Source organism: Aurantimicrobium sp. INA4 (assembly GCF_027924525.1).
Taxonomy (GTDB): domain Bacteria; phylum Actinomycetota; class Actinomycetes; order Actinomycetales; family Microbacteriaceae; genus Aurantimicrobium.
In genome coordinates, this window is record NZ_AP027040.1 from 1,353,369 (window position 1) to 1,367,774 (window position 14,406).

Sequence of the window (14,406 nt, forward strand, 5' to 3'; positions counted from 1 at the left end):
GCCTAGTCCTCAGTAGCAATAACTGGAGTGGGGGCAGTGACCTCTTCAGAAATGAACTTGGCATCCAAGATTTCCCGAACTACTGCTTCGCCATATCGACGGTCTTGCAGCTCAGCTTCCTCGGCGCTGAGTCGAGCCCCAGTGTCAGCCACTTCAGGCTCAACCGGGGTCTTCGAATTTGTGGATGGTTCATCATCGAGAACAGCTGGGGTTCCGGATGGGATTGCAACAACATCCCAGTCGTCATCGGCTGACTCATCTAGTGGAGGTTCTTCTGAAAGATCAACCGGTGGTTCCTCCGGAAGAGGAGGTTCTTCGTCTGCAGCTGCTGGAGTTGCAAACTCTCGCGGAGCGTTGGGAGAAGATGCCACAGCATCTGATGCTGTGCTGACTTTGTCGATAGGTGCGGTCGCACTGGAGTCACTGGAAACTTTGAAGCTCACACGAACACCAACGGTATCCAGGATTGCTTGACGCAGAATTTCGTGGACACCGCCGGGAACACCTTTTTGCGGTCGGAAAGAGGCAGCGTCTGCTTCGTTGCTAAAGACGAGTGTGAGCACTTCATCTTCAAGAGAACGAACCTGTGCCGCAACAACGACGAGCCACGCTGCACGAGACTTCGCCTGGATTTTCTCCAATACAGCAGGCCATGCTTCAAGAAGTTCACGTGTTCCCACTGGCCCAGCTGGAACCACCTTGGGTTCTTCCTTCACTGGCTCAGGGTCTGGCGCAGGCTTTTCAACTTTGGGCGATGGTGCAGAAGCAACCGGGGATGCAGGTGTTGGTGCTGGCGCTGGGACTTCCTTTTTCTGCGCAGTAGGCGCAGCAGCCGGTGCGGTTGCAACTGGAGCAGCAATCGCGCCAGAAGCACTACCTGTGGCACGAACAAGAAGTCGGGCAATCATCAGTTCAAGATGAAGACGTGGTGACGTTGCACCGGTCATCTCAGTTAGCGAGGAGTTCACCACATCTGCTGCGCGAGAAAGCTCCGCGGCACCAAAATTCTGAGCTTGTGCCTGCATACGCTCGAGTTCATCTGAGGGAATACCGCGCAATACCGCGTTTGCGTTTGCTCCGGTAGCGGCAACAAGAATGAGATCACGCAGTCGTTCAAGAAGATCTTCCACAAAACGACGAGGATCTTGACCTGTCTGAATCACTCGATCAACGGCAGCAAATGCTCCTGCGGAATCTCCTGCGGCGAGTGCATCAACGGCTTCATCGAGCAGTGCAGCGTGGGTATATCCCAGGAGGGAAACAGCACGCTCATAGGTGACAGAATCATTTTCTGAACCTGCAATGAGTTGATCGAGCAAGGAAAGCGTGTCTCGGGCAGAGCCACCGCCCGCACGAACAACCAACGCCAGAACACCTGGTTCTACTGTGATGTTTTCTGAGGCGCACAAGCTCTCGCAGTATTCCAACATTTGTGCTGGAGGAATCAAGCGGAACGGGTAGTGGTGGGTGCGCGAACGAATCGTGCCAATTACCTTTTCAGGTTCAGTTGTAGCGAAGATGAACTTCACATGCTCTGGCGGTTCTTCGACGAGCTTGAGCAAGGCGTTGAAGCCCTGCGTGGTGACCATGTGTGCCTCATCGAGGATGAAGATTTTGTAGCGGTCACGTGCAGGAGCAAAGACAGCACGTTCACGTAGATCACGCGCGTCGTCAACACCGTTGTGGCTAGCAGCGTCAATTTCAACAACGTCGAGTGATCCACCACCGTCACGTGAAAGCTCGACACAGCTTGGGCACACACCACAAGGAGTATCAGTGGGGCCTTCGGCACAGTTCAAGCATCGGGCCAGAATTCGAGCAGAGGTTGTCTTACCGCAACCACGGGGACCGCTGAAAAGATATGCGTGGTTCACACGATTAGTTCGCAGCGCCGTCATCAACGGTTCGGTGACGTGAGATTGCCCAATTACGTCAGCGAAGGATTCAGGCCGATAACGGCGATACAGTGCGGTAGCCACAGTTCAATAGTACGCGTCAGAGCCGACATCCAGACCACTTCGTCAACGCTGTGAGCGCAATAAAAAGGACCCCTCGCGCACCCGCCAGAGCCCGGTTACCCTTGCTACGTTTCCGTCCTGGGGGAGTTGGCCTGGATGGCGCCACGCGAGGAGCCAAACAACATTCTAAAGCACGTAACTGTGATGCACATCCTCGGTTCGTCAGCACCAGTGTTGAGCAGTTAGAATATTCAAGTTGTCCACTTGCGCAAGCAGGCGGGCCATCAGGAGGATTCGCCTAGTGGCCTATGGCGCACGCTTGGAAAGCGTGTTGGGTTAACGCCCTCGGGGGTTCGAATCCCCCATTCTCCGCGACTGATAAAGCCCCCAGATTTCCTGGGGGCTTTATCAATTAAGCGATATGGAAAATTAGAAACAGACTAGAAATCAGTTCACAATTTGCTCTTTTACTGCAGGGTAAATGCTAATCAGAGTAATTATGAAAAATGTTGCAATCAAAAGGTTGCTGATGACGACCGGGTTTCCAATGGTCCCTACAGTGAGGGGAGTTGTGACTTTATAAATCACCTGTACCAAAAGCAATGCAAACACGAATGCTGGTACTGGAAAAAAGAGCAAGAAAACCGAAATGGCAAAGATGGCGAAATAAATCGACATCAAGATTCCGCGAGATTCAGTAAAGCTACCCCACGCGCTATCAACAGCAGGGGAGTTCATCATCATCAAAACGAGAATTGGCGCCAGAACAACAATGTTCACTGCCAAAGAGATGTAGATCAAGCTTTTCATTTTCCTCCGTCGAAACACATATTCATGAGCGCTGGGACAAATATTGTTAACTAGTAAACTATATTCATGCCTCAATTGCGAATCAGCTTCCTGCTCAACAAGGTTGTAGGCGAAATGAACAACCAGGCTGATGGTCTATTGCGAAACAAATTTCGGATCACATACAGTCAATTCGTATTTCTAGTGAATGTTGAAGAACACGTTGAAATCGATGTGACCCGCCTAGCCGAGGCTTTAGGCGTTACGAAAAGCGCTGTAAGTAAACGATTGACTTGGTTTCTTGATCGTGATTTTGTGACAGTTCATCAAACTCCAGGAGACTCCAAAAGTGTCTTCATATCTTTGACCCACAAAGGAAAGGAGTTAGCGCATGCATCAGGAGAGTTCTTGGAGAATGAATTCCTCAACACAATCTCTCGATACGAAGGTGTCGATTACTCAACGTTGAGTTCTGAATTAATGAAGATTTATGAACGACTACAAAAAAGAAAAGATGCTGAGAGGGAGAAGGACTAGGGTTTCCTCATGGCCAATTCCCTGTTTGTGAATCTCCCCATCGCAAATCTCAAGAAGTCTGTTGAGTTCTTTACCGGGCTTGGATTCACTTTCAATCCTCAGTTCACTGATGAGCACTCCACCTGCATGATTGTTAATGACAACATCTTCATCATGCTGCTCGAACAGGCAAAGTTTGAAAGCTTCATCGAGAAGAAGATCGCTCCCAAAGACACAGCTGAAGCTATTTTTGGACTGTCGTGTGACTCTGCTGAGGATGTTCGTACGCTGTGTGAGAAGGCTTTTTCTTTGGGAGCGCGCAAAGTCAATGAACCTGAAGATATTGGCTTCATGTTCAGCTGGGGTTTTGAAGATCTGGATGGCCACTTATGGGATGTTTTCTGGATGAATCCAGATCACATCCTCGACTAATCCTCTTTCCTGAGAAGGTACATGTATGCCCACCCCTATTGATTTCACAACCGTCTCCACGCACGGTCTAGAGTCCTCTCCTCACGCGGAGGCACTTGCAGGGCTACGAGCAAATGAAGCACGTTATTTCAAGAACAAATACGACCTCGTTTTTGAAACAACCCCTGCCAGCGAAGCGCCGGAGCTCGTGGACTACGTAGCCACAGTTTTACTCGAGCGAGACATCGTTGTGGCATCCACGCCGCTCGAGGTCACCGAGATGATGGTTGACACTGCAGATGGCCTCGTTAGATGGACCTATGTTTTTTATGAAAGCGGTCTTGCTATCAACGTTCTATACACCGTCAATGACAACAAGAAACGTGCTGTTGGATTTAAGCTCTCAGATGGCATGGATGTTCCTGAAGAACTGAACAAGTTCAAGTTTGCCCGGATGAAATCCAAGCTTGCCGGAACTATTCGTGGCAGCTATTTCGTTGTCAAAGGCGAGTACAAATAACCGCTACCAGGGTGAATCGCGCTCGTGATCCCTGGTGGCATCATGAGGGTAGTTGGTGAGCTCGCTTGCTCCGGCACGAATGCATATCCAGCGCAATTGGCCGTTGCTTTCAGGCAGGGCACGCCAGGTTCGCCACACACCCTGTCCTACCCGAACCACGGAGCCGGCAGTGACGTCAACGATGTCCTCGTCTAGACCCATCTGACCTGATCCCTCCAGGAAGATGTAGAGCTCTTCGATTTCAGAGTGGGTGTGCCAGTATCCGGCTTCTTCACCGGGTTCATAGGCGTTGGCAGTCATGCCAATGAATTGGTTGGTCATTTCATGATCGACTACGCGGCGACCCTGACGGGTCGTCTGAGGCACGAAGCCACCTAGGTGGTCGCGCCAGGTATTCATCGCGCCAATGTTTGTGATTTCGTAACCGCTCATGGTGTCACGCTAGCAATCGCCCACGAGCAAGGGAAGAACTAGTTCGCGACTAAGAAGAGCATGTATTGACCTCCACCAGAAGTTATCTGGGTACTCACTGGGAGATCGGGGGCATATCGCGAGAGTCGATCTAGTAACCACTCGGATGCTTGTTCGGCATCCTCTTGGCTAGGGCACCGAGCTATCACTTCACGGCCACCCTTGCGCTGCAAACGGTCAACGGTTGCCACAATCGGAGATGGGTCAACAACTAAGAGTTCAGGATTCCAAGGCACAACAGGAGCTTTTTTGCCCTTCATGGTGTTGCAATCGCGATGAGCTAAACGTTCGACAGTGACAACGTTCTTCTTTGACTTGGCCACCGAGTAGCTGTCAACACTGGGGCCTCGGTCCGAATTCACCGATGCATCAGGGTCCACAGCGGTGTCACACAACCAGCAAATCCAATTGTCGCGCTGGCCTACTTCGTTCAAATCGCTCATGACATCAGGGTACGCGAAAGCCTCAGCCTTCAGGAAAAGTGCTGCAACCACAGATAGACTCACTCAATCCCTCCCGCAAGAACAGCAGTGCAGTAAATGAGCGAATACCCCATTGATCACCTCAGCGATGAAGAATCCTGGGACGTCATTCAGACCAATCACATTGGTCGGATAGCCAGTGCGCGCGAGGGCGCACCTGACATTTACCCCATCGCATACGTCACTTATAACTGGAAGATCTACTTCCGCACCGGTGCCGAGTCACGATTGCGCAAAGAAACCGATGGCCGCCTCGTTGCCTTTGAAGCTGCACACCAAATGATGCGCCACTTCTCCAGCACAGTTGCCCTAGGCCTTGTTAGAACTCTGACCAGTGCCGAGGCCGCTCAGGTTCTCGACGAGCTTCCCATCGTTGAATTCGCACCGAATAGTGAATATGTCTGGATGGAATTCTCGCCTAACGAAGTTCGTGGCAGACGCTTAAACGTCTTGGACCCACGAAGATAAATTCGGCTTAGAGAACCATATACATCGCAAGAATCAACAAGATTCCTGCGAGAACAATGCTGGGGATGGCGCCCTTGTTGTCTTTGAGGCGCAGGTGATACACCGCTGCGCCGATCATGAGTGCTGCCAAGCACAGTGCAGCAATCAGTGGGATGAGCAAACCAAGACCGACGATTCCGGGAAGAACCAATCCCAGACCACCAGCAAGTTCTGCATATCCAATGAGTCGAACGTTGCGCTTACTGAAGGTGTTCACCCAAGGCATCTGACCAGCTAGTTCAGGGATTGGTCGAAAAGCTTTCTTCGTTCCCACGAAAACAAAAAGAACTGCAACAGCAAGGTTCAAAATTGACAAGACGATAGCCATAAAAACTCCTCAGTAACGCAGGAACTTTATTGCTCCCCCACCACCAGAATATCCGTTTTCTTTACTTGATATTGCCCAGGCGGAACCTACATTTCGCGGGAGCAATTACTGGAGGTGAGCTAGATTGGTGCAATGCGCCTTCATGTTGCTCAGCACCCTCTCATCACTCATAAGCTCACAGTTCTTCGAGATAAAAACACACCCTCTTCAGTATTTCGCTCATTGGCAACAGAACTGGTGACCTTACTGGCCTATGAAGCCACCCGGGATGTCCGTGTTGAGCCTGTTGACATTGAAACACCTGTGACAACAACTACAGGAGTCATGTTGAGTCAGCCACGGCCCTTAGTCGTGCCTATTTTGCGTGCAGGTTTGGGAATGCTCGATGGAATGGTAGCCCTGCTTCCGTCTGCCGAAGTCGGCTTTTTGGGTATGGTCAGAGACGAAGAAACACTGCAACCCAGTACCTACGCCGAACGATTGCCAGAAAATCTAACGGGCAGACAATGCTTTGTACTTGACCCCATGTTGGCCACAGGCGGATCCCTGATTGCAGCTATAGATTTTCTCTTCAAGCGCGGGGCAACAGATGTGACATGTGTATGCCTCCTCGGAGCACCTGAGGGAGTCGCCGCTGTAGAAGCAGCCGGCACAGGCAAGAATGTCACTCTTGTCCTAGGTGCACTTGATGAACGACTCAATGAACACGGCTACATCGTTCCTGGTCTCGGAGACGCTGGCGACCGTCTCTACGGAATCGTCTAGTTCAGACTCAAATCACACTCTTGGTGTGCCACACCGTCTTCAGTTCAGTGAAGGCGTTTATCCGGCTCAGGGACAGTCCAGGGATTCCCTCCACTGGCGCGCTGGTACGCATGAGCGTTTCAGCGGCAGCAATCTGAAGAGTTGCCCAGTCCAATTCCCCAGCACCGGCAAGATCAAAAGCATTAATATCTGCGTGTGATGCCATCCAAGGGGCAAGCTCAGCGGGGCTTCCCGAAATGACGTTTACAACTCCGCCGGGAACATCGCTGGTGGCCATGACTTCAGCAAAACTGATTGCTGTCAATGGAGCGTCTTCACGGGGGACCACAACGACCGTGTTTCCGGAAACAAGAATAGGGGCGATGGTGGCAACAAGTCCGAGCAGTGAATCTGAGGACTGTGGTGCAACCGCTGCGACAACTCCGGTGGGTTCGGGCACCGACAAATTGAAATAGGGCCCGGATACAGGGTTAGCTTGCCCCGCAACTTGGGTGTATTTGTCTGCCCAGCCGGCATACCAAATCCAGGTATCGATTGCTGATTCAACCTGCGCTGTTGCCTCTTTCTGCGAAGAACCTTCCACCAGCATGATCTCCTCGACAAACTGTGCTTTACGTCCTTCGAGAACTTCAGCGATGCGATAGAGAACCTGTCCCCGATTGTAGGCAGTCGCACTGCTCCAGCCTGGCAGAGCAGTGCGTGCAGCAACAACAGCATCACGGATGTCTTTTCGTGATCCTTGCGCTGCGTTGGCGACAAAATCACCTGCCACTGATTTCACTTCATAGACACGTCCGGACTCGCTTCGGGGGAACTTACCGCCAATAAAGAGTTTGTAGGTTTTTGGAACTGCAAGACGGCTCATGCTGCACCACCTTCCATATAAGAAGTCAATCCTGATAGGCCGCCTTCCCGTCCATAACCAGACTCTTTGTACCCGCCAAAAGGACTGGATGGGTCGAATTTGTTGAATGTGTTTGCCCAGATTACGCCGGCACGAAGTTTGTCTGCGACAGCCAAGACACGGCTGCCTTTCTCGCTCCAAATCCCTGCAGAGAGCCCGTAGGGAGTGTTATTGGCTTTCGTAATTGCTTCCGCAGGGGTGCGGAAGGTCAACACGGACAAGACTGGTCCAAAAATTTCTTCGCGAGCAATCGTGTTGCTCGGTGAAACCCCCGTAAACACTGTTGGTGCAAACCAGAAACCCTTCGAAGGAATCTCACACGCTGCACTCCATCGCTGAGCGCCTTCGCTCTCACCTTGAGATGACAGTGCGATGATGCGGTCAAGTTGCTCTCGCGAGTTAATGGCACCAATGTCGGTGTTCTTATCAAGCGGGTCGCCCAAACGGAGTGTGGACAGGCGTGACTGGAGGCGCTCAATGACCTCATCGTGGATGTTTTCCTGAACAAGCAACCGACTACCAGCACAGCAGACGTGCCCCTGGTTAAAGAAGATTCCGCTGACTATTCCTTCAATTGCTTGGTCAAGGGCTGCATCTTCAAAGACGATATTGGCGCCCTTGCCGCCAAGTTCGAGAGTGAGCTTGATCTTACTGCCGGCAACGCTACGGGCGATCTCTCGGCCCACAGCTGTAGATCCTGTAAATGCAATCTTGTTGATGTCCGAATGGTTGACGAGAGCTTTTCCGGTATTACCAGCACCCGTGATGATGTTGACAACTCCTGCAGGGAGATCAGCCTGTTGACAAATTTCTGCAAACAACATCGCGGTTAATGGAGTTGTTTCTGCTGGCTTCAAGACGACAGTGTTACCTGCGGCGAGCGCGGGTGCAATTTTCCAAGCGAGCATGAGCAGGGGGAAGTTCCAAGGGATGACCTGTGCTGCAACACCCAGAGACTTGGGGTTAGCACCCAACCCAGCAAAATCTAGCTTGTCTGCCCAGCCTGCGTAGTAGAAGAACCATGCAGCCACGAGAGGAATATCCACATCGCGTGTTTCCTTGATGGGCTTTCCGTTGTCGAGTGTCTCAGCAACAGCGAGTTCGCGTGAGCGCTCCTGAATCAAGCGGGCAATTCGGAAGAGATACTTTCCACGATCAGCACCTGTCATCTTTGACCACACAGTGTCATATGCTGCTCGTGCAGCACGAACAGCCAGGTCAACATCTGCCTCATTCGCGGAACTAAATGTTGCAATAGGTGCCTCTGTTGCTGGAGAGATACTTGTGAAATTCTCGCCCCTTCCAGACACGAACTCTCCATTAATGAAGAGGCCGTAGTGCTCGTTGAGTTTGAGTATCCCAGTGGATTCTGGCGCTGGTGCGTAGTCCATGAATGACATGTGATTCCTAATCGAGAGTGACGTAATCAGCACTCGAGTAGTGACCCGAGGCAAGTTTTTGGCGTTGGAGAAGAACATCATTGAGCAGGCTTGATGCACCGAAACGGAAGAGGTGAGGCACAAGCCACTCTTCACCGACGGTCTCAGCAACGAGGATAAGATACTTGATGGCATCCTTGGTGGTCTTTATTCCACCGGCTGGCTTTACACCAATTCTTTGACCTGTTGCGGCATACCAATCTCGCACTGCCTCCAACATCAGCAAGGTGACGGGCAGTGTCGCGGCAGGGGCTACTTTGCCAGTTGAGGTTTTGATGAAGTCTCCCCCGGCTATCATGGCGAGCCAGGAGGCTTTACGAACATTGTCGTAGGTAACCAGTTCGCCGGTTTCCAGAATCACTTTGAGTTGTGCGAAGGATCCATCTGCGCGACGGCAGGCTTCCTTCACTGCAACAATTTGCTGGAAAACGGTCCACCAATCCCCTGCCAAGAAAGCACCGCGATCAATAACCATATCTATCTCGTCTGCACCGGCTGCAACTGCTTCGCGTGTGTCAGCGATTTTGATTGCGAGAGAGGCGCGGCCACTGGGGAATGCTGTAGCTACGGCAGCGACGGAAACATTGCCCTTATCTGGGTCGCCATGCATGTCGCCGAGTGCCTCAACCGCAGTTGCAACCATGTCGCCGTATACACAGACAGCAGCAACTCGAGGGGTGGAAAGGTCCCTCGAATCGGGAACCAGTGCTTTGGCAACCAACGTCCGCACCTTGCCAGGAGTGTCTGCGCCCTCGAGAGTGGTTAGGTCTATCAACTTAATGATGGTGTCAATTGCCCATGCTTTGGACGAGGTTTTGATGCTTCGTGTACCCAAATCAGCAGCCCTGGCTTCGAGACCTACGGCGTCAACGCCGGGAAGAGCGCGAAGGAAGTCCGCAAGAGTTTCTGCAGTGAGATCTGACACTGACGGGATAGAACGCATCTGTCCAGACTACTGGGAGAAACTCCTGTTCGAGCAGGAAGTTACATCGATTTTGGTAGCTAGGATAAGTCAATGGATTCAACGTTGAAAAACCCAGAAGAACTTCTCAACCCCCTCTCAAACCCTGACGTGGACCCGTTTGAAGTGGCTCGTGAAGCAGCCGCTCAAATCGCGGAGAAAACAGGCGTATCCAAGCACGATATTGGTCTGACCCTCGGGTCTGGCTGGGGCAAAGCAGCAGAGTTGATGGGTGAAACTACAGCCACCATTGACGCGGCAGAGATAACTGGATTTAGTGCTTCAGCGGTGGTGGGCCATTCGGGGACCTTACGGAGTATCTTGCTTCCTAGCGGAAAACGTGCCCTTGTTATTGGTGCCCGCACGCACTACTACGAAGGTCACGGCGTACGTCGCGTAGCCCACAGCGTGCGGACTGCTGCTGCGTGTGGTGCCACCACTATGGTGCTGACCAATGGTGCAGGAGGCATTAAACCCACGTGGAAGCCAGGAACTCCGGTTCTCATCAGTGATCACATCAATTTGACCGCAAATTCTCCGCTCGAAGGTGCGACCTTTGTTGACCTTACCGACCTCTATTCATCACGATTGCGCGAGCTTGCTCGCACTGTAGATAACAGCCTCGATGACGGTGTTTATGTACAGTTCCGTGGCCCACATTATGAAACACCTGCAGAAGTACAGATGGCCAAGGTTCTTGGCGGCCACATCGTGGGCATGTCCACCGCGTTAGAGGCAATTGCGGCCCGCCAAGCAGGCATGGAAGTTCTCGGGCTTTCTCTCATTACGAACTTGGCAGCTGGAATTTCTGAGAATCCACTTTCTCATAAAGAAGTTCTTGAAGCCGGCGCTGCTGCTGAAAGTCGCATTAGCGAGCTTCTTGCTCACATTGTCGACAAGCTATAGAAATTTCGGTGATGAAAATGGAGCATGAGTTCCACTCAGATGTTCTTGACTGGCTCGATCAGGACCCAGATCCTGAAACAGTGGCAGAGCTTCGAGCTCTTCTCGAAGCATCTGAAAAGGGAGATGAAAATGCACACACTGAGATTACGGACCGCTTCTTCACTCGGTTAAGCTTTGGCACTGCTGGTCTTCGTGGAGCTATCGCTGCTGGACCCAACCGAATGAATCGGGTTGTTGTTATCCAAGCTGCAGCTGGTTTGGCACGCTACCTCCTTTCCCACGCTCCCACAGGCAAGACTCCCCTTGTGGTTATTGGTTTTGACGGACGCAAGAACTCTGAAGTGTTTGCCCGTGACACGGCAGAAATCATGTCAGGTTTCGGCATTCAGGCTTTGTTGATGCCCCGAATGGTGCCCACTCCTGTCCTCGCTTTCAGTGTTCGCGAGCTGAATGCCAGCGCAGGTGTCATGGTGACTGCCAGCCACAACCCTGCAGCAGACAACGGCTACAAGGTGTATCTCGGTGGTGAAGATCACGGTTCTCAGATAGTTTCTCCCGCAGATGCATACATTGCCGAGCAGATTCACTTCGTTGCCACTCAGATGAAGGTTAGCGAGCTTGCCAGAGGACCCTTCAACATCATTCCTGAATCGGTCATTGAGAACTACATCTCCCAGACTGCTCTGGTTGCAGGAAGTTCTGCACCTGTTCCTTCAGCACAGCCCCACTTTGTTTACACTGCCATGCATGGCGTGGGCTTTGAAACTTTCGCAGCTGTCATCTCACGTGCTGGCTTCTCTGCACCAGAAGTTGTTGCTGAACAAAACGTTCCTGATGCAACCTTCCCCACAGTGGAGTTTCCCAACCCTGAGGAACCCGGTGCCCTTGACTTGGCCTTTGCACTGGCTGGCAAGACCAAGGCTGAACTGATTGTGGCGAACGACCCAGATGCAGATCGTTTGGCTGTGGCCATCCCGGATCAGACAGCGGCCGAAGGCTATCGCCGCCTCACCGGCAATGAACTAGGCGCACTGCTGGGCTGGCGAGCAGCACGTGAACTTTCTGCTAAACAGCGCACAGGAACCCTGGCATGCTCCATCGTGTCTAGCCCTGCACTCTCTGCCGTTGCTGAACACTACGGCCTGGGCTTTAAGTGGACACTCACCGGATTCAAGTGGGTTTCCAGGGTTGAGAACTTGACCTTCGGTTATGAAGAAGCACTGGGCTATCTGGTCAACCCCGGAACAATTCGAGACAAGGACGGCATCTCCGCTGCCGTTGCACTCTTGAGCATCGTCAGCGAACTGAAATCTCGCGGGTTGACCTTGAGTGATCACCTCGATGAGTTCAGCATGACATTTGGACATTTTGCGAGTGATCAGATTTCCCTTCGAGTTTCTGACCTCTCAGAGATTCCTCGATTGATGACAAGACTGCGATCTTCGCAGCCAGCGTTTGTTGGTGGGATTGCCGTGTCAAAAGTCGATGATCTTCTCGAAGGTAACTCCGAATTTCCCCCCAGTGATGTATTGAGGTTCTGGCTTGAAGATAGCTCCCGCATCATGGTTCGCCCCAGCGGAACCGAACCCAAGCTCAAGGTCTATATCGATGTGGTCTGCCGCGAAGGTGAGCTCATCGAACGCAGAAACGACGCTTCACAGAGACTCTCAGCCCTTTCTCTGGGGATGAAAGAACTACTTGGGCTCTAAGTTCTATTCGCCGGTGATGCGCTCAGCAATGAGCGAGTTGCGGGGCACGAAAGTGCTGGCATCACCAATGACATAAGCTCCTTCAACTGCTTCCAGCGCACGCTCAAAGCGAGCTGCATCGTTGGCATAGAGCGTGAACAGCGGCTCACCCTTGCGAACCATGTCGCCTGGCTTGGCGTGAAGATCAATACCTGCTGCGTGGATAACAGCATCCTCAGCACGGGCGCGTCCAGCACCCAAACGCCAGGCAGCAATCCCAAAGGGAAGGGCTTCTTGGTGCAACAGCATGCCATCGCTCTCGGACAGAACCACGTGTGATTCCGCGGCTGTGGGCAGTGCCGCGTCAGGGTCTCCCCCCTGAGCAGCAATCGTTGCACGCCAGGAATCCATAGCTTTGCCGTTGCGGAGATTCTCCGCGACGTCCACATCATGCATGCCAGCCAGGTTGAGCATTTCCGTAGCCAGGGCCACGGTTAGCTCAATCAGATCAGCGGGACCCCCGCCTGCCAATACCTCAACAGATTCACGAACCTCATTTGCATTACCAATGGTGAGACCCAGAGGAATGTTCATATCCGTGAGCAAAGCTGTGGTGTTTACGCCAGCATCCGTGCCGAGGGCAACCATGGTCCGGGCAAGTTCGCGTGAGCGTTCTATGTCTTTAAGAAATGCACCAGAACCAAACTTCACATCCAGGACGAGGCTGTCTGTTCCTTCGGCAATCTTCTTGCTCATGATGCTGGAAGCAATCAAGGGGATCGCTTCCACGGTTGCCGTGATGTCGCGCAGGGCATAAAGTTTGCCATCTGCGGGAGCTAGACCAGAGCCCGCAGCACAGATCACACCGTTGAGCTTCGCGAGTTGATTGAACATCTCTTCATTGGATAGATGTGCTCGCCAACCAGAAATGGATTCAAGTTTGTCCAAGGTTCCACCGGTGTGACCAAGTCCTCGGCCAGAAAGCTGTGGAACAGCAACACCAAAAGAAGCAACGAGGGGCATCAAAGGAAGTGTGATCTTGTCTCCCACACCACCTGTGGAGTGCTTATCAGCTGTGGGGCGGTTCAGCGCAGAGAAGTCCATGCGCTCTCCTGAAGCAATCATGGCCATGGTCATGTCTTTGATTTCTCGACGGGTCATGCCGTTGAGGAAAATAGCCATGGTCATGGCTGACATCTGTTCTTGAGCGATGAAGCCGCGGGTGTAGGCATTAATCATCCACTGAATCTGTTCGGTGCTCAGCTCCCCTTTGTCACGTTTGATGGAGATGAGTTGAACAGCGTCGAAAGGCTCGATCGTGGGGGTACTCATGACTTGTCCTTGGATTGTGCAGTATAGGCATCGAGCTGGCGAGGTCCGAAGGCATCTGGCAAGACCTCATCTATGGTCTTGAATCCGGATACGGTTTCAAGGACCATGCCCTCGGTTGAATGTTCGTAGAGAAGTTGACGGCAACGACCGCAGGGCATTAGTACTTCACCGTTGCCATCCACGCAGGTGAATGCAATGAGCTTTCCACCTCCAGTGGCATGAAGCTGAGAAACCAGGCTGCACTCAGCACAGAGGGTGAGGCCATAGGACGCGTTCTCCACATTGCAGCCAGAGATGATACGGCCGTCATCGACCAGAGCTGCTGCTCCCACGGGGAAGGAGGAGTAAGGAACATATGCGTTCTTCATTGCTGCTTTTGCAGCATTGCGTAAGACATCCCATTTGATGTCTTCACTTGTCGAACCCATA

Annotated in this window: 17 protein-coding genes, 1 tRNA gene and 1 other RNA gene; 8 read left to right on the forward strand and 11 right to left on the reverse strand. The window is 52.2% G+C overall.

Features of this window, described 5'->3' with window-relative positions; genetic code table 11:
- Positions 1 to 2: 2 nt before the first annotated feature.
- Both AINA4_RS06640 and ffs read right to left on the reverse strand, forming a co-directional pair.
- On the reverse strand, positions 3 to 1,979 hold the full coding sequence (locus AINA4_RS06640; RefSeq protein ID WP_281786659.1) for a DNA polymerase III subunit gamma and tau: 1,977 nt from the start codon (positions 1,977 to 1,979) through the stop codon (positions 3 to 5).
- Between the two features lie 61 nt (positions 1,980 to 2,040).
- An RNA gene (ffs, locus tag AINA4_RS06645) (signal recognition particle sRNA small type) lies at positions 2,041 to 2,137 on the reverse strand.
- A gap of 108 nt (positions 2,138 to 2,245) precedes the next feature.
- On the opposite strand from ffs, the gene AINA4_RS06650 reads away from it, so the two are divergent.
- Positions 2,246 to 2,330, forward strand: a tRNA-Ser gene (locus AINA4_RS06650).
- A gap of 75 nt (positions 2,331 to 2,405) precedes the next feature.
- Here AINA4_RS06650 and AINA4_RS06655 read toward each other — a convergent pair.
- Positions 2,406 to 2,768: a hypothetical protein gene (locus tag AINA4_RS06655; protein ID WP_281786660.1), complete on the reverse strand. Its 363-nt coding sequence runs from the start codon at positions 2,766 to 2,768 to the stop codon at positions 2,406 to 2,408.
- A 66-nt stretch (positions 2,769 to 2,834) separates the two neighbouring features.
- Here AINA4_RS06655 and AINA4_RS06660 point away from each other — a divergent pair, with 66 nt between their 5' ends.
- The 3 genes from AINA4_RS06660 to AINA4_RS06670 are packed head-to-tail and all read left to right on the forward strand — an operon-like array spanning position 2,835 to position 4,194.
- Complete coding sequence (locus tag AINA4_RS06660) at positions 2,835 to 3,284, forward strand: MarR family transcriptional regulator (protein WP_281786661.1); 450 nt, start codon at positions 2,835 to 2,837, stop codon at positions 3,282 to 3,284.
- Between the two features lie 9 nt (positions 3,285 to 3,293).
- Positions 3,294 to 3,695, forward strand: coding sequence for a VOC family protein (locus tag AINA4_RS06665; protein WP_281786662.1), 402 nt, complete (start codon positions 3,294 to 3,296; stop codon positions 3,693 to 3,695).
- Between the two features lie 25 nt (positions 3,696 to 3,720).
- Entirely contained in the window at positions 3,721 to 4,194 is a 474-nt protein-coding gene (locus AINA4_RS06670) for a phage tail protein (protein ID WP_281786663.1), read from the forward strand.
- A gap of 3 nt (positions 4,195 to 4,197) precedes the next feature.
- On the opposite strand, the gene AINA4_RS06675 is transcribed toward AINA4_RS06670, so the two are convergent.
- Together AINA4_RS06675 and AINA4_RS06680 are read right to left on the reverse strand one after the other, a co-directional pair.
- A complete protein-coding gene (locus AINA4_RS06675) occupies positions 4,198 to 4,626 on the reverse strand; it encodes a cupin domain-containing protein (protein ID WP_281786664.1) in 429 nt (142 codons plus the stop codon).
- Positions 4,627 to 4,664: 38 nt separating this feature from the next.
- Complete coding sequence (locus AINA4_RS06680) at positions 4,665 to 5,108, reverse strand: hypothetical protein (RefSeq protein WP_281786665.1); 444 nt, start codon at positions 5,106 to 5,108, stop codon at positions 4,665 to 4,667.
- A gap of 96 nt (positions 5,109 to 5,204) precedes the next feature.
- On the opposite strand from AINA4_RS06680, the gene AINA4_RS06685 reads away from it, so the two are divergent.
- Entirely contained in the window at positions 5,205 to 5,615 is a 411-nt protein-coding gene (locus tag AINA4_RS06685) for a pyridoxamine 5'-phosphate oxidase family protein (RefSeq protein ID WP_281786666.1), read from the forward strand.
- Between the two features lie 7 nt (positions 5,616 to 5,622).
- On the opposite strand, the gene AINA4_RS06690 is transcribed toward AINA4_RS06685, so the two are convergent.
- The gene (locus tag AINA4_RS06690; protein ID WP_096380041.1) at positions 5,623 to 5,982 is read right to left on the reverse strand and encodes a DoxX family protein; all 360 of its coding nucleotides are present in this window, start codon (positions 5,980 to 5,982) and stop codon (positions 5,623 to 5,625) included.
- Positions 5,983 to 6,114: 132 nt separating this feature from the next.
- Here AINA4_RS06690 and upp point away from each other — a divergent pair, with 132 nt between their 5' ends.
- Positions 6,115 to 6,747, forward strand: coding sequence for a uracil phosphoribosyltransferase (gene upp / locus AINA4_RS06695; RefSeq protein ID WP_281786667.1), 633 nt, complete (start codon positions 6,115 to 6,117; stop codon positions 6,745 to 6,747).
- A 7-nt stretch (positions 6,748 to 6,754) separates the two neighbouring features.
- Here upp and AINA4_RS06700 read toward each other — a convergent pair whose 3' ends face one another.
- The 3 genes from AINA4_RS06700 to deoC are packed head-to-tail and all read right to left on the reverse strand — an operon-like array spanning position 6,755 to position 10,033.
- Complete coding sequence (locus AINA4_RS06700) at positions 6,755 to 7,612, reverse strand: aldehyde dehydrogenase family protein (RefSeq protein ID WP_281786668.1); 858 nt, start codon at positions 7,610 to 7,612, stop codon at positions 6,755 to 6,757.
- Positions 7,609 to 9,051: an aldehyde dehydrogenase family protein gene (locus AINA4_RS06705; RefSeq protein WP_281786669.1), complete on the reverse strand. Its 1,443-nt coding sequence runs from the start codon at positions 9,049 to 9,051 to the stop codon at positions 7,609 to 7,611. The genes AINA4_RS06700 and AINA4_RS06705 overlap by 4 nt, the downstream gene beginning before the upstream one ends.
- Before the next feature lie 7 nt (positions 9,052 to 9,058).
- Positions 9,059 to 10,033: a deoxyribose-phosphate aldolase gene (gene deoC, locus AINA4_RS06710; RefSeq protein ID WP_281786670.1), complete on the reverse strand. Its 975-nt coding sequence runs from the start codon at positions 10,031 to 10,033 to the stop codon at positions 9,059 to 9,061.
- Positions 10,034 to 10,105: 72 nt separating this feature from the next.
- Between deoC and AINA4_RS06715 the strand changes: the two genes are divergently transcribed.
- Positions 10,106 to 10,957 (forward strand): purine-nucleoside phosphorylase, encoded by an 852-nt coding sequence (locus AINA4_RS06715; protein WP_281786671.1) that lies wholly within the window; start codon positions 10,106 to 10,108, stop codon positions 10,955 to 10,957.
- 11 nt (positions 10,958 to 10,968) lie between these two features.
- Complete coding sequence (locus AINA4_RS06720) at positions 10,969 to 12,666, forward strand: phospho-sugar mutase (protein ID WP_281786672.1); 1,698 nt, start codon at positions 10,969 to 10,971, stop codon at positions 12,664 to 12,666.
- Between the two features lie 3 nt (positions 12,667 to 12,669).
- Here the strand turns inward: AINA4_RS06720 and AINA4_RS06725 are convergent, their stop codons facing one another.
- Both AINA4_RS06725 and AINA4_RS06730 read right to left on the reverse strand, forming a co-directional pair.
- On the reverse strand, positions 12,670 to 13,977 hold the full coding sequence (locus tag AINA4_RS06725; RefSeq protein ID WP_281786673.1) for a thymidine phosphorylase: 1,308 nt from the start codon (positions 13,975 to 13,977) through the stop codon (positions 12,670 to 12,672).
- A complete protein-coding gene (locus AINA4_RS06730) occupies positions 13,974 to 14,405 on the reverse strand; it encodes a cytidine deaminase (protein ID WP_281786674.1) in 432 nt (143 codons plus the stop codon). The genes AINA4_RS06725 and AINA4_RS06730 overlap by 4 nt, the downstream gene beginning before the upstream one ends.
- Position 14,406 lies beyond the last annotated feature (1 nt).

Coding starts and splice junctions, on each gene's coding strand:
- AINA4_RS06655 (WP_281786660.1), bottom strand. CDS start 2,768: ATGAAAAGCTTGATCTACATCTCTTTGGCAGTGAACATTGTTGTTCTG.
- AINA4_RS06660 (WP_281786661.1), top strand. CDS start 2,835: ATGCCTCAATTGCGAATCAGCTTCCTGCTCAACAAGGTTGTAGGCGAA.
- AINA4_RS06665 (WP_281786662.1), top strand. CDS start 3,294: ATGGCCAATTCCCTGTTTGTGAATCTCCCCATCGCAAATCTCAAGAAG.
- AINA4_RS06670 (WP_281786663.1), top strand. CDS start 3,721: ATGCCCACCCCTATTGATTTCACAACCGTCTCCACGCACGGTCTAGAG.
- AINA4_RS06675 (WP_281786664.1), bottom strand. CDS start 4,626: ATGAGCGGTTACGAAATCACAAACATTGGCGCGATGAATACCTGGCGC.
- AINA4_RS06680 (WP_281786665.1), bottom strand. CDS start 5,108: ATGAGCGATTTGAACGAAGTAGGCCAGCGCGACAATTGGATTTGCTGG.
- AINA4_RS06685 (WP_281786666.1), top strand. CDS start 5,205: ATGAGCGAATACCCCATTGATCACCTCAGCGATGAAGAATCCTGGGAC.
- AINA4_RS06690 (WP_096380041.1), bottom strand. CDS start 5,982: ATGGCTATCGTCTTGTCAATTTTGAACCTTGCTGTTGCAGTTCTTTTT.
- upp (WP_281786667.1), top strand. CDS start 6,115: ATGCGCCTTCATGTTGCTCAGCACCCTCTCATCACTCATAAGCTCACA.
- AINA4_RS06700 (WP_281786668.1), bottom strand. CDS start 7,612: ATGAGCCGTCTTGCAGTTCCAAAAACCTACAAACTCTTTATTGGCGGT.
- AINA4_RS06705 (WP_281786669.1), bottom strand. CDS start 9,051: ATGTCATTCATGGACTACGCACCAGCGCCAGAATCCACTGGGATACTC.
- deoC (WP_281786670.1), bottom strand. CDS start 10,033: ATGCGTTCTATCCCGTCAGTGTCAGATCTCACTGCAGAAACTCTTGCG.
- AINA4_RS06715 (WP_281786671.1), top strand. CDS start 10,106: ATGGATTCAACGTTGAAAAACCCAGAAGAACTTCTCAACCCCCTCTCA.
- AINA4_RS06720 (WP_281786672.1), top strand. CDS start 10,969: ATGAAAATGGAGCATGAGTTCCACTCAGATGTTCTTGACTGGCTCGAT.
- AINA4_RS06725 (WP_281786673.1), bottom strand. CDS start 13,977: ATGAGTACCCCCACGATCGAGCCTTTCGACGCTGTTCAACTCATCTCC.
- AINA4_RS06730 (WP_281786674.1), bottom strand. CDS start 14,405: ATGGGTTCGACAAGTGAAGACATCAAATGGGATGTCTTACGCAATGCT.